Origin of the sequence: Pusillibacter faecalis, from assembly GCF_018408705.1 — a bacterium.
Classification (GTDB): Bacteria; Bacillota; Clostridia; order Oscillospirales; family Oscillospiraceae; genus Oscillibacter; species Oscillibacter faecalis.
Genome location: NZ_AP023420.1, coordinates 92,030 through 104,252 on the forward strand (window position 1 = coordinate 92,030; position 12,223 = coordinate 104,252).

Consider the following 12,223-nt stretch of genomic DNA (forward strand, 5'->3'; position numbering starts at 1 on the left):
TGTCGCTGCAAACAACAGGAATGTATTCATAACCGGTCATGCCTGCCTTCTAAAATAAGCCACCGAAGCTGCGGGTGCGGCACAGGTTCTCAGGTCTCATTCGCGGTCTCAGGGGCAAAAGCTGCGATCAGCGGTCAGCCACTGCCTTGCGCATCCACTTTCCGCTCTTCACCCGGAGCAGAGATACCGTCGCTCCAATGAGCCACCCGGCGGGAATGGACCACCAGATCGCGTTGGCCCCCAATGGCGTGAGATAGACCAGGGCGTAGGCGATGGCCACGCGGGAAAAAAGGTTTGCCATGGAGCTGATGGTAAAGGCCCCCATATCCCCCGCGCCGCGCAGCATGCCATTGGGGACGAACAGCAGCCCCATCAAGATATAGAAGACGGAAACTGTATGCATATACGAAAGTCCATATCCCAGCGCGCCGGAGGTATCTCCCGGGTCCAGGAACAAAGACAGCAGTTGATTGCCAAAGAGAAACAGAATTATGGTAATGAGCAACGAAAACGCTACCACCATCAAGATACAGGCCTTTAGTCCCTCCCGAACCCGCTCATATTTTCCGGCGCCGATATTTTGTGCGGTAAAGCTGGACATAGCATTGGAAATATTCATATTGGGCAGCATGGCCAATGTGTCAATCTTGGTGGCTGCCGTGTACCCGGCCACCAGCACCTTGCCAAAGGTATTGACGAGGCCCTGCATCATCATCATGGAAAGAGACACCAGGGACTGCTGCAGCATGGAGGGCAGCCCAATCTGGGCGATGCGCTTCACCGCCGTCATATGGAACAGGGGAATTTTTGTTCCCTCCTTTTCAGGCTCACAGGGCATGTTCTTCATTCTTCGGAACATCACCAGCAGGGACGCCACCGCGCACATCCCTTGGGCGATCAGCGTCGCCCAGGCCACCCCCGCGACCCCCATGTTGAACTGGATCACAAAAAGCAAGTCCAGCACAATATTGGTCAGGCTGGAAATCATCAGGAAAATCAAAGGCGTCCTGCTGTCCCCCTGGGCGTTGTAGATGCCGTTGAGCGTATTATACAAAAAGAGAAAGACCGCTCCGCCAAAATAAATCTGCAAATAGGTCCGCGAGTCCGTCATAATATCCGGGTCTGTTCCCAGAAGCCGCAGCAGAGGGCCGGCCAGGATGGTTCCCAGTGCCATAATCACTAGGCCAAGAACTCCCAGGGAGAGGATTGCTGTTGAAATGGTGGACTTCATCTCATGAATTCGTCCAGCGCCAAAAAGCTGGGAGACCACCACATTGCATCCCATGGACAATCCAGAGGCGACGGCCACCGACAAAAATACAATCGGAAAGGATGACCCCACCGCCGCCACCGCATCCTCACCCACGAATTTCCCAACAACCGCAGTGTCCACCATGTTATAGAGCTGCTGAAACAGGTTGCCTGCCACCATGGGCAGGGCAAAGAAAAACAGTAGTTTTAAAGGCTTGCCTTCTGTCAGATTTTTAACCATGGTCTCTCTCTTCTCCTCGTCTAAACTGCATCACATTGTCCGTAATTCGGGTCAAAAATGCCTCATATAGTGCCCGTTCCTCCTGAGAGAACCCCCGGTAGCTGATGTCATTCCATTCTCTCATCACCTGCTGGACCACTGCGAGCATCTCTCTGCCCTGCGATGTCAGAGAAACCCGCTTTTCACGCCGGCACTGGTCGCTGACCTGCCGCTGCACCAGTCCCTGCTCCTCCAGCCGGGCAAGACTTCTTGCCACCGCGCCCTTATCTACTGCAATTTTACAGGCAAGTTCCTCCTGCTTTAGGTGTCCCTCGCGCCCCAACTGCCGGATGATCAAACCGTCCAGCGGCTGCAGGCCCAGTGTGCCCAGCCGATCCCGGAAGTACTGCCGCTCCACCCGGCGAAACATCTCGATTCGATTTGGCATACGCGTCTCCTATTGTTGTTTTTTCAACTGTTGTATTTTACAATGTTTTCTTAACAAAATCTATACGCAAAATATACAAACCAGCAACCACGCATGTTTTGAACAAAGTGCCTGTTCACCAGCGCCAAGTCTTAGGCATTGCTTGTCGTTCGTACAGAGCCTGGCCTGATTTTGCAGTCTTCCTGAAGACAGAAAGACGCCTCCCACAGAAGTGGGAGGCGTCTTTTGCTGCGTTGAGACGGCGTTGTTTGATGTCTGGCTCTTCCAGCGGCGCCGCGCCTTTTATGAGGCTGATTTTGGGCTCCTCCTTATGGAGCTGTACCGGGGGCTCCTCAGGCGTCTGCCTTGTAAACAACTTTACCATCCACCAGTGTGTACGCTACGCGCACATCTTGAATAGACTCCGGGGGATAGTCCAACAGATTCTCTGTCAGCACCACGATATCTGCCAGTTTGCCCGGTTCCAGGCTGCCCTTGACAGTCTCCTCAAAGCTGGCATACGCGCCGTTATAGGTGAACATGCGGACAATCTCCTTGACGCCGACCTTCTGCATCTCGCCCACACTGTCCCCAGTCTTTTGATCCTTCCGGTTGAGCGCGCCAAAGAGGCTGTTCATAGGATTGGGATGCGTCACCGGAGAATCAGAACCGATTGCTGTGATGATCCCGGCGTCCAGGTAGCTTTTGAGTGCGAAGAGATAGTCCACACGCTCTCCATAGTAGCGGTTATAATCCGTGCCATTAATCGTGATAAAGGATGGGTTGGAAATCGGGATAATACCCAGCTTTGCAATTCTTCCGATCAACTCCGGATTGGTGAGTCCACAGTGTTCAATTCTGTGCCGGTGGTCCTCTCTTGGATATTGCCGCAGCGCCTTTTCAATGGCATTGACCATAATCGTCACAGCCTTGTCACCCACGGCGTGTGCCGTCACTTGGAAGCCGGCCTTGTGCGCTGCCAGCACGATTTCGTCTGCCTCCTCCTGTTCCCAGACCTGAATGCCGTGGTTGGCAGGATCATGGCTATACCCCTCAATCACGGCGCAGGACGGACCGCTGGAGCTGCCGTCCAGCATGATCTTGGTCGGTCCCACCTTGAAGTGCTGACTGCCGCAGCCGGTATGGATGCCGGCCCTGATAAATGTGCGGATGTACTCCTTGCCGGACTCTTTGCCGAACATATCAAAGAGCATGGGATAAAGCCTGACATGAACCGCGCCGCTCTCACAGGCATCCTGCATGGCACTGGTGGAGGCGGCTCCATATGCGCCGGCATCATGGGCGGTGGTGATTCCCAGGGAGAGCATGATGCGGTCTGCGTTTACAAATCCGTCCAGCAATTCATCGGAGGAAAATTCCACCTTGGTGCTGGTGTCCATGTGAGCGGTCTCTTTCAAAAGCCCGTGCAATTGGCCGTTCTCGTTGACAACCACCTCTCCCGGCGCATACTGATCGGCACTATGTACGCCGGCTATCTCCAGAGCCAGAGAGTTGTAAACCGCCATATGTGCACAGCAGCGGGTGCATTGGACTGGATTCGCCGGTGCCGCCTCGTCAAGATCCTCCTTGGTGGGGTGGCGCTTTTCCAAGAGTTTGTTGTGATCATAGCCTTGGAGTTTGATCCACTCGCCCTTCTTCTTTTTCTTCGCCTCTGCGCGGATCAGATCCTTAATCTCTTCAATGGATTTTGCCTTGGGATAATTGATGTCAATAATACCGTGGTCCAGAAGTCCGTACATACCGAAATGAATGTGGGCATCTACAAAACCGGGCATCACGGTCTTTCCGCCTGCCTGAATCACGTTGGTCTCGTCACCGATATACGCCTCAATCTCCGAATTGGAACCAACCGCCAAAATCTTTCCATCCCGAATGGCTACCGCCTCGGTGACATCATCCTGCTGGTTCACCGTCAGCACGCTTCCGTTTAGGATAACGGTATCTGCATACATTACACTCATCATAGCATCCTTTCTTTCCGATATTCATCCTTCAGACATCGACTCTGCTGTATTCCAATTTCCCATCTACCATAGTGAAATCCACCTGTACTTCCTTCAGGGCATCCTCCGGGCATTGGAGAAGATTGCATGAGAGCACAGTGAGGTCGGCAAGCTTCCCAGCCTCAATGCTGCCCTTTCGGTCCGCCTCCATACTGGCCAGGGCTCCGTTGTAGGTATACATCCGGATAGCATCCAGCAGTCCGACCCGCTGTTCCCTGCCGGCTGTCTCACCGGAGCACTTATCCCTGCGGCATACGGCTCCGTACAAGCCGATCATGGGGTTGGCGCTGATCACCGGGGCATCTGACCCCAAGGCGGTTGGAATCCCCTTTTCCAGATAGCTTTTCAGCGGAAACATGTGTCGGACCCGGTCGCCATAATAGCGGATGTACGCACTGGCGTTTTCATAGAAAAAGCCAGGATTGGAGATGGGAGTGATTTTAAGCCGCCTAAGCTGCTCTATCAGCCGCTCATCTGTCAGCGCACAGTGCTCAATCCGGTGAAAGCTGTCCGCCGGGTTCGGCCCCAGCGCCTTTTCCAAGGCCGCCAAAAACATCTCCACGCTCAAGTCCCCAACAGCGTGGGCCGTCACCTGATAACCCGCTTCGTGGTTGATCCGTACAAAATCGTCCATCTCACGCTGGGACAGGTTCAAAATCCCCTTCAGCTCCGGATCATGGCTGTAGGGCGCTCTGGTGGCGGAGGATGGGCCGCTGGTGGAGCCGTCCAACAACTGCTTCATCGCGCCGATTCGGAACCAGCGGTTTCCAAAGCCCGTTCGGATTCCGCTGCCGCGGATGTGTGCCTGCCAGTCGTTTGTAGCCTCCTTTCCAAACGTGGAGTACAGCAGCTGATATACCCTCACCCCCAGGTCTCCCGTCCGACTGGCCTGTTCCATCATGTCCAGCGTCTTTGCGCCGTACCCGCCCGCATCATGCACGCTGGTAATTCCCATGGATAGCAGCTCCCGGCTGGTTTTTCGTAGCCCCTCCGCCAGTCCCTCCCGGGTAAAGGCGACCTGACTCCACAGGGCATTGTGGGCGGACTCCTTCAAAAGTCCGGTGGCCCTTCCCTGTTCCCGCATGACCTCATCTGGCTGGAATTTCTCCAAATCAATCAGGGCCAGCGCCTTTGAGTTGTATACACCCATATGCCCGCAGCACCGGACGACCTGCACCGGGTGATCCGGTGCGGCCTCGTTCAGGTCCGCTGCCGTGGGGTGCCTTTGATCCAGGAGCTTGCTCTGTTCATATCCCCAGCACTTGATCCAGGTCCCCTTGGGAACCTGCCTTGCCCGCTCTGCAATGGCTTCCTTAAGCGCGTCTATGGTGGGGAGCTGATCACTGTTGACATCCAGATATTCTCCAGCCAGCAGCGCCAGAAGTGTCAGATGCATATGCGCGTCGATGAATCCCGGCATCAGCGTCCGGCCCCGCAGGTCAATCACCTTCGTCTCGGCGCCAATTGCCGCCTGTACCTCTTCCGAAGTACCCACCATGCAGATTTGATTGCCTGAGACAGCCACCGCCTCTGCAATCTCGTCTTTTTCATTGACAGTTATCACGTGGCCGTGAAGAAATACGGTATCCGCCGCTCTCATGCTTCCCCCCTTCTCAATCGCCGTGGCTCTCATTCAGGCAGTCTCATAGGCTTGATCCAGGAAATCTTTTTCAAAGAATTTGTCCAGAGTCTCCCGTTTCGCCGGCTTGGTCAGGAGACTCACAAGGATGCTGACAGGCAGATTGAAAATGAGCCCCCAGATGCCGGCATGAATCCCCAGCGGGTGTACCCAGACAAAGGTAAAGAGGATCGTAACCGTAAGCCCCACGGCGAGGCCTGTGCACACACCGGTTTTGGTACTCCGGGGCCAGGCAAATACCCCCAGAATCATGGGGAAAATCTGTCCCAGGAACCCATAGCCCACGTTCAGAATATTCACCAGGTTCGAGGGATTCATAATGGACAGCGGCAGAATAATCACGAACATGAAGGGGATCAGCATCAGCCGCTGGACACGTCCCTTGTTCTCATCCTTTACCAAGCCATATGGAACAAACACATCGTTGGTCCAGGAAAAGGCCAAGCACTGGAACAACGGAGCGCAGGAGGATTGTGCCGCAGCCAGCGTACCGGCCCCCATCAGTCCCACCAGGGGCCAGGGCATGGACTCCAGAGCCAGCGTCAGCCCGACCTTATCCATAGCCCCGGTGTAGTTCTTCATGGCAAATATACACACGAACCCCACTACCATCATAGGAATCATGACCAGCTGATACAGCGGAACCAAGGTGGTGGCCTTGCGTGCATCCTCTTCTGTCTTGCCTCCTGTAGCGGCCATCCAGAAGTTCGGCCACACGGAAACCGTGGTAATCAGAATAGAGGTGCTCCAAAACGCGGTTGTCCAAGTACCGGTGGGGCCAGGCAGGGTCAAGTGCGCCGGAGAGACCTCCGCAATTTTCTCAAAGGTAGTAAACCACGTCCAGTCACCCGTAAATTTGTAGCACAGGTAGAAAGCGGCGATAATTGCGATCACAAACATCAAAAGTCCCTGCATGATGGAAACCCAGCCCACTGAGGCAAGTCCGCTGGAATAGACATAGCTGAAAACCGCAATCAAAATCAGAATTTCCGCCAGCCACATGGGGATGTGCCCGCCGCTCATCACATTGATGATATAGCCGCAGCCGACCACCTGAACCACAGCATAGCACACCATCGTCAAAGAGCCAGCAAAGGTGGCAAACGCCCGGACAAAGCGGCTTTCATAGCGGACGCCGAAAGCCTCGGACTGCGTCAAAATATTGCTTTTTCTAGAAAGGCGGATAATGCGGGGATTGATGAGATAGCCAACCATCTGCATCAGCGCCAGGTATACGCTGACGTAAAGAATGCTCACGCCGTTCGACCAGGCCGTGCCGGGGGCACCCATAAAGGTATAGGCACTGATTTGAGAGCCACCCAGCATGAAGAACAGCATCAGCGGCCCCATGGTCGCGCCGGCGACCCCCCAGTTTTTATGCTGGGTCATGTCCATCTTTCTTCCCGGCAAGATTCCAATCACAATCGTGAAAATCGTGTAAATAACGGTAATAATAAAAGGCAGAATCCAGTTTTCCATCACTTTACCCCCCAATGAAGCGCAAGTCGCAGCACAATCACCACCGCAAGCACGATCCCAATGGACCACAGCATGATCAGCGGCATTCCCAGAACAAGGACTGGCTGGTTCACCAGGCTGATAATCGGCACGATGCTGCAGAGAATCACAATGAGAAACAGCACCGCGCAGAGTTTTCCTTTCCCGGTTGTGGGATGCACAAAGACGAAGGGCTTTAGCTTCTGCTCTTTCTTGACAGGTTCATTGCTCATGACATAGCCTCCTTTTCCAAATCACACAGAGCGGCGTCCCGCAGCTGGATTGAAACAGCCATTGAAACCGTGCGCACATTCAATCTGTATCAATCATTAAGTAACTTATACCATAATTTTATTGATAATGACTGCGAAAAATTCATATGGTGCCTGCCGACAAAGTGCATTCACTCAAAAAGCATAGATGCACTCCTATGCTGCCAGGCCGCTGCCTTTGATTCCAGGTTCCCCTTTCGTTCTCCGCCGACGTTGATATGAAAGGTCTGGATGTCCCTTCTGTATTTTTATTTGGCGTTTTCTGCACAAGCACGTCAGAGAAGTACATTCTTCGATGTAAATATGTCCATTTTACGTTAAAACCGCAAAATTAAGAACCAAGGCGAATGCGGACTGTCCAGCTCAAGTATGGTCAATTGGAAAAGCAAAGAGACGTCCTGAACCATTGGATTCAGAACGTCTCTTTAAGGAATGGCACTATCAGTTGCATACTCAGCTGAATAAATCCATCTCAAAAACAGACCCGTCAAATTTGAAACTTGATGTTATGCTGACTTTCTGTCTCAGTACAATCAGTTTACCCGTTCCCGAGCTCCCTCCTGCCCCCTGAGTATCCCTCGGCATCCCGCCAGAACATCCTGCCAGGTGGCCTCGAAATCCCCGGTATACCAGGGATCGGCCACCTCCTGTCCCAGGTCTCCCGCATATTCCAGCAGCAAGTGAATCTTCCCATCCGGGTCCCCACCACAGATCTGTCGGAGATTTCGGATATTTGCCTGATCCATGCCGATCAGCAGATCGTAATCGGCATAGTCCCTTTTCCTCACCTGCCGGGCAGTTTTTCCAGCGCAGCTAATTCCGTGTTCCGCCAGCTTCCGCCGTGCCGGCGGGTATACCGGGTTTCCAACCTCCTCCGCACTGGTAGCTGCAGAGGCAATTTGGAACTGGTCCTCTATCCCTGCCTTTTTCACCAGCTCCTTCATGGCGAACTCTGCCATGGGGCTCCGACAGATATTGCCGTGGCACACGAATAGTATTTTTATCATCTTTTTATAACTCCTCATAAATCCTGTATTTTTTCTCAAACGCTTGATATTACAGGGATTTTCATATTTTGTGTGTTGCCCGAGCCACCACTTGTTTGAAAGATTTTTTCTCAAATCGTCTCGTGATTTCTCATGTTTTTCCCTGCAATATTGGTAAAGACGTTGGTAAAACAAACCGCTTTACCAACGGGCAATTTTAAGCGTTTGCCACTCGCAGCAGTTCATCTTTGGCGTCATCAAACTTCACATGGGTGTAGGTGTTCAGTATTACGCTGATGTCTGCATGACCCATGATGTACTGCAATGTCTTGGGGTTCAGCCCGGATTTTGCCATATTAGAACAGAAGGTGTGTCTGCACACATGAGGAGTTACCTTCGGCATCTGGATACGGTAAATCTTGTTATACTTTTGGACGATATGCTCCAGGTACTTCTCCCAATGAAGTGCCACCATGGGCATATCGTTCTTGTCCAGAAACAGAAAACCAGCATATCCATCTACCATTGGCTCCGCTTTTGGGTGGGCTCGGTTGGCAATGATCCGGCGGAAACAGGAGGCTACTTCCTCGGTCATCGGAACATAGCGGATGCCGCTTTCTGTCTTTGGCTGCTGGATCACATACTCCATCTGTGATGTTCTCTGCAACTGATGATCTACTTTGATACGCATTTCCTCAAACTCAACATCCTGAATCGTAAGTCCGCAGAATTCCGAGATACGAAGCCCTGTGTGAAAGAGGATATAGATCCCGTCGTAGTATCTGCTGAAATGCTTGTCCTCTTTGATGAACTTCAGAAGATCCCGTTCCTGTTTCCGGCTGATGGCCTCTCTCGTCACAGAGTCATTAACGACCACCGAAGCCAGCTCAAAGCCGAATGGATTTTTGCGGATCAGATCATCGTCCACAGCCATCTGAAACGCCGGTCTGAGCACGCCACGAATCGAATGAATCGAGCTGTATCCTCTGCCATCTGCCTGCTGGAGCTTAATCAGCCATGCTTTTGCATCCGATAAGCGCACTTTATCAATGCGCTGCCTGCCAAACGCCTCTTTTTTCAAAACATTGATTACCGTCTTATAGCCCGCCACTGTATTATGCCGGACGCCGGTTTTCAGAGAGACATACTTCTCTACCAGTTCCAGAACCGTAAGATTTCCGCCGTTGGTTACGATATGATCGAACAGATCAGCTTCTATCTGCTTTTCTTTTTCTCTCAGAGAAGGTTCTCGCCGTTTCCCTTTAGGCATAGGATCATTCCTATCCAGCCTCCAGCTGTACACATTCTGCTCTTTGCCATCTTCATCGAGATAGCGGAACCGATACCTCCCATCCTTGCGCTGATACTCGCCTTCACGCAAAATCCGATTGCGGTTGTCTCGTCTTTTTTCACTCATTGAAATCTCTCCTTTTCAAACGTAAGGAGAGCCAGACTTGTACTCTTATCATATCATAAGTTTGGCTCTCCGCATAGCTTTGCCACGAAAGATCGGCAATTTGTCATTTATCCTTATAAAAAGCCGTCACACAGCAGTCGCCTGATCCAGATACCGCTCGAATTTTTCCCGCTTGATCAAAGCACGGTTCCCATTCATAACATAAAAATCCTCGTTAGGGTGCTCGTCAATCAGCATTCTCAGCTTGCCTTCTCCAATATGATAATACCCGGCGGCCTCCTCAATCGTCAGCGTATAACGATGCCAGACCGGAATATTCAAACATTTCTTACTACAAGTCATCGTTTTTTCATTTACCATAGGCTACCTCCATAGAGTAGCAGGCCAGACAACAGCTTACCGGCAATGAAGTCCGGAAACGAACCTCTGAAAACCTGTAAACTATCGTCTGACCTGCAAATCTTACTTTATCAATTTTCTTGAAAAATCTCGTTGCTTTCGTTGCCGGAGATAGAGATAGATATTAGAAAATGCCTTATTTACAGGCTTTTTCCGTATCCAGACCAGAAAATTCCCGGCAACGAACCCGGCAACCAAGTGACAACCATCCCGGCAACAGACCGCTTATTTTATGCGATCCACTCCTTCGGCAGTTCCAGCTGGCGGCATTCTTCCTCGCTCAACTCCACAAATCCATCTTCGTTGCCGGAAACGTCCCGTTCCCAGCCCCTCTGCCTGCCATATCCGGCGAACATCCGGGGATTGGAGAATGGTTTCCAGCCCGTCACCACCGTGTTCATGATCTCGTTAATATTGTGCAGCTGCCACCGCTTCGGCTCGTCATAGGTGTGTCCCAGCGCCTCCTTGAATAACTGTTTGGAGCAGACCATACTGCCGGTGTAGTGTTCCAGAAAGCCCTGTATCTGCCCGGCCTCGGTGTCCTCTGGCATGAAGTCCTTCTGTACCTCCACCAGCTGGCGCTGGATGGACTTGCTGAACTTCATAGAGTAGTGGCCGCTGCGGTAAATCGTCATGGCCTCCGCCCAGACCTGTAAAAGATAGGCTCTGGAGGCGTCCTCGTCCTCTAAAATGTGAACCTCCGCATTCTCCGGGTAAATCATGATCGGCAGGAAGCGCCGGTTCCCTGCCCGGTCAAGGGGCAGAAAGTCCAGCGTGTTGGAAGAACCGCCGAACACGCACTGCCGCAGCCGGTCTTTGGGCTGGGCCTCATAGGGCGTCCGGTAGGTTTCCTTCTGGCGGCTGATGAAAGAGCGGATTTCCTCAATGCTTTTGGCGCTGCTGGTAGCCAGCATCTCCGACATCTCGATGATCCAGTGGCCTTGCAGCTTCAAATACACCCGGTCATCGTCCAGCTTTTTTAGATCGTCACTGAACCACTCGTCCCGGATCGCCCCCAGCAGGAAGTGCTTCAGCATTTCCTCCACATAATCGCTCTCGTCCGCACCTAAGAAGTGATGGAGACAGGAGCGGATGCGGGGCGTCCCGTCCCATACAAGGCCGTTCAGCACGTCCTGTATGGGATGGTAGCAGTTCTCATTCGCCACGATGGAGAGCGCCGCCGTCATTTTCTTCTCGCTGGTCAGACCATAATTCTGCTCAAAATAGAGAAGCAGATATTTCACGTCCGTATCCGTCAGAGCGCTGGTATTCCTGCGCCAACCCAAATCCCGCACAATATCCACCCGGTCAGTCAGGAGGTTCAGCCGGATCGCCCCACGCAGGAGAGGGTCATGGCAGAACACCGTCCGGCAGTTGCCGATGGTGTTGGCGGGCTGGCCTTTTTCCGTGACAGAGAGGCTTTCCCGCACTTCGTCAACGCTCTGCTCCGGCGCTAAGGCTTCGGCTGCGCTCATGGCGGCCTGCCGGGTGGCTGGCGGTAAACTCTGATATTCGCTGCTCAATCTTCCTCACCTCTTTTCCATACTCAGCGACTACGCAGGCACGTTCCTCCATGCTGCCGGACAGGAGAATATCCAGCAGATACTCCGTGTACGGTTTCTTTTGCAAGGCCTCCACGAACAACGGGTGCCATGCTTCCTCCGGCGTCTGCGGGGCGTATTCCTGTTCCCAGCGTTCCAGCAGATGCAGGTAATCGCACAATACCCGGAAACATTTCTGCTCTGCCTGCCGGTAGCGCAGTTCCTCGCTGATTTTTCGTTTGACCGGCCGCCTGCGGGGTGGGTCATGGCCTTTGGCGTCATAGCTGACGGAAAAATCCTCCGCCAGCTTCAACGCCGCCTCCTTACTGTTCAGGCCAAACAGACGGGCGGTAAAATCAATCACATCCCCGTCCGCCTGACAGCCGAAACAGTGGAACCGGCGGTCAACCTTCATGCTGGGATGTTTGTCATCGTGAAAGGGACAGCAGGCCATCCCATTCCTGCCTACCGGCACCCCATAAATTTTCGCAGCCTGCTTTGTGGTGACAGACTCCTTCACCGCTTCAAATACATTCGATTTCCTCACCTC

Annotated in this window: 11 protein-coding genes; all 11 read right to left on the reverse strand. The window is 52.8% G+C overall.

Annotated elements, in window-relative coordinates; translation table 11 throughout:
* Nucleotides 1-127: 127 nt before the first annotated feature.
* On the reverse strand, nt 128-1,492 hold the full coding sequence (locus KJS55_RS00470) for an MATE family efflux transporter (protein WP_187029055.1): 1,365 nt from the start codon (nt 1,490-1,492) through the stop codon (nt 128-130).
* Complete coding sequence (locus KJS55_RS00475) at nt 1,485-1,919, reverse strand: MarR family winged helix-turn-helix transcriptional regulator (RefSeq protein WP_213542388.1); 435 nt, start codon at nt 1,917-1,919, stop codon at nt 1,485-1,487. The genes KJS55_RS00470 and KJS55_RS00475 overlap by 8 nt, the downstream gene beginning before the upstream one ends.
* A gap of 332 nt (nt 1,920-2,251) precedes the next feature.
* Nucleotides 2,252-3,883 (reverse strand): amidohydrolase, encoded by a 1,632-nt coding sequence (locus KJS55_RS00480; RefSeq protein WP_213542390.1) that lies wholly within the window; start codon nt 3,881-3,883, stop codon nt 2,252-2,254.
* Between the two features lie 28 nt (nt 3,884-3,911).
* Entirely contained in the window at nt 3,912-5,522 is a 1,611-nt protein-coding gene (locus KJS55_RS00485; protein ID WP_213542393.1) for an amidohydrolase, read from the reverse strand.
* Between the two features lie 33 nt (nt 5,523-5,555).
* A complete protein-coding gene (locus tag KJS55_RS00490; RefSeq protein WP_187029063.1) occupies nt 5,556-7,040 on the reverse strand; it encodes a sodium:solute symporter family protein in 1,485 nt (494 codons plus the stop codon).
* Nucleotides 7,040-7,291 carry a hypothetical protein gene (locus KJS55_RS00495; RefSeq protein WP_187029065.1) on the reverse strand — a complete coding sequence of 84 codons (252 nt, stop codon included), beginning with the start codon at nt 7,289-7,291 and terminating at the stop codon, nt 7,040-7,042. The genes KJS55_RS00490 and KJS55_RS00495 overlap by 1 nt, the downstream gene beginning before the upstream one ends.
* 572 nt (nt 7,292-7,863) lie before the next feature.
* Nucleotides 7,864-8,337: a low molecular weight protein-tyrosine-phosphatase gene (locus KJS55_RS00500; RefSeq protein ID WP_213542394.1), complete on the reverse strand. Its 474-nt coding sequence runs from the start codon at nt 8,335-8,337 to the stop codon at nt 7,864-7,866.
* A gap of 196 nt (nt 8,338-8,533) precedes the next feature.
* Nucleotides 8,534-9,733, reverse strand: a complete 1,200-nt coding sequence (locus KJS55_RS00505) for a site-specific integrase (protein ID WP_213542396.1) — start codon at nt 9,731-9,733, stop codon at nt 8,534-8,536.
* Between the two features lie 126 nt (nt 9,734-9,859).
* Nucleotides 9,860-10,093, reverse strand: a complete 234-nt coding sequence (locus KJS55_RS00510) for an excisionase (protein ID WP_213542397.1) — start codon at nt 10,091-10,093, stop codon at nt 9,860-9,862.
* Nucleotides 10,094-10,362: 269 nt separating this feature from the next.
* Entirely contained in the window at nt 10,363-11,607 is a 1,245-nt protein-coding gene (locus KJS55_RS00515; RefSeq protein ID WP_213543624.1) for a VapE domain-containing protein, read from the reverse strand.
* Nucleotides 11,567-12,220, reverse strand: a complete 654-nt coding sequence (locus tag KJS55_RS00520; RefSeq protein WP_428846516.1) for a CHC2 zinc finger domain-containing protein — start codon at nt 12,218-12,220, stop codon at nt 11,567-11,569. The genes KJS55_RS00515 and KJS55_RS00520 overlap by 41 nt, the downstream gene beginning before the upstream one ends.
* Between the last annotated feature and the right edge of the window lie 3 nt (nt 12,221-12,223).

What these genes read in the sequence shown, in the direction of transcription:
- KJS55_RS00495 (WP_187029065.1), bottom strand. Translation starts at nt 7,291, where the DNA reads ATGAGCAATGAACCTGTCAAGAAAGAGCAGAAGCTAAAGCCCTTCGTC.
- KJS55_RS00475 (WP_213542388.1), bottom strand. Translation starts at nt 1,919, where the DNA reads ATGCCAAATCGAATCGAGATGTTTCGCCGGGTGGAGCGGCAGTACTTC.
- KJS55_RS00505 (WP_213542396.1), bottom strand. Translation starts at nt 9,733, where the DNA reads ATGAGTGAAAAAAGACGAGACAACCGCAATCGGATTTTGCGTGAAGGC.
- KJS55_RS00485 (WP_213542393.1), bottom strand. Translation starts at nt 5,522, where the DNA reads ATGAGAGCGGCGGATACCGTATTTCTTCACGGCCACGTGATAACTGTC.
- KJS55_RS00515 (WP_213543624.1), bottom strand. Translation starts at nt 11,607, where the DNA reads ATGAGCGCAGCCGAAGCCTTAGCGCCGGAGCAGAGCGTTGACGAAGTG.
- KJS55_RS00490 (WP_187029063.1), bottom strand. Translation starts at nt 7,040, where the DNA reads ATGGAAAACTGGATTCTGCCTTTTATTATTACCGTTATTTACACGATT.
- KJS55_RS00510 (WP_213542397.1), bottom strand. Translation starts at nt 10,093, where the DNA reads ATGGTAAATGAAAAAACGATGACTTGTAGTAAGAAATGTTTGAATATT.
- KJS55_RS00500 (WP_213542394.1), bottom strand. Translation starts at nt 8,337, where the DNA reads ATGATAAAAATACTATTCGTGTGCCACGGCAATATCTGTCGGAGCCCC.
- KJS55_RS00470 (WP_187029055.1), bottom strand. Translation starts at nt 1,492, where the DNA reads ATGGTTAAAAATCTGACAGAAGGCAAGCCTTTAAAACTACTGTTTTTC.
- KJS55_RS00480 (WP_213542390.1), bottom strand. Translation starts at nt 3,883, where the DNA reads ATGATGAGTGTAATGTATGCAGATACCGTTATCCTAAACGGAAGCGTG.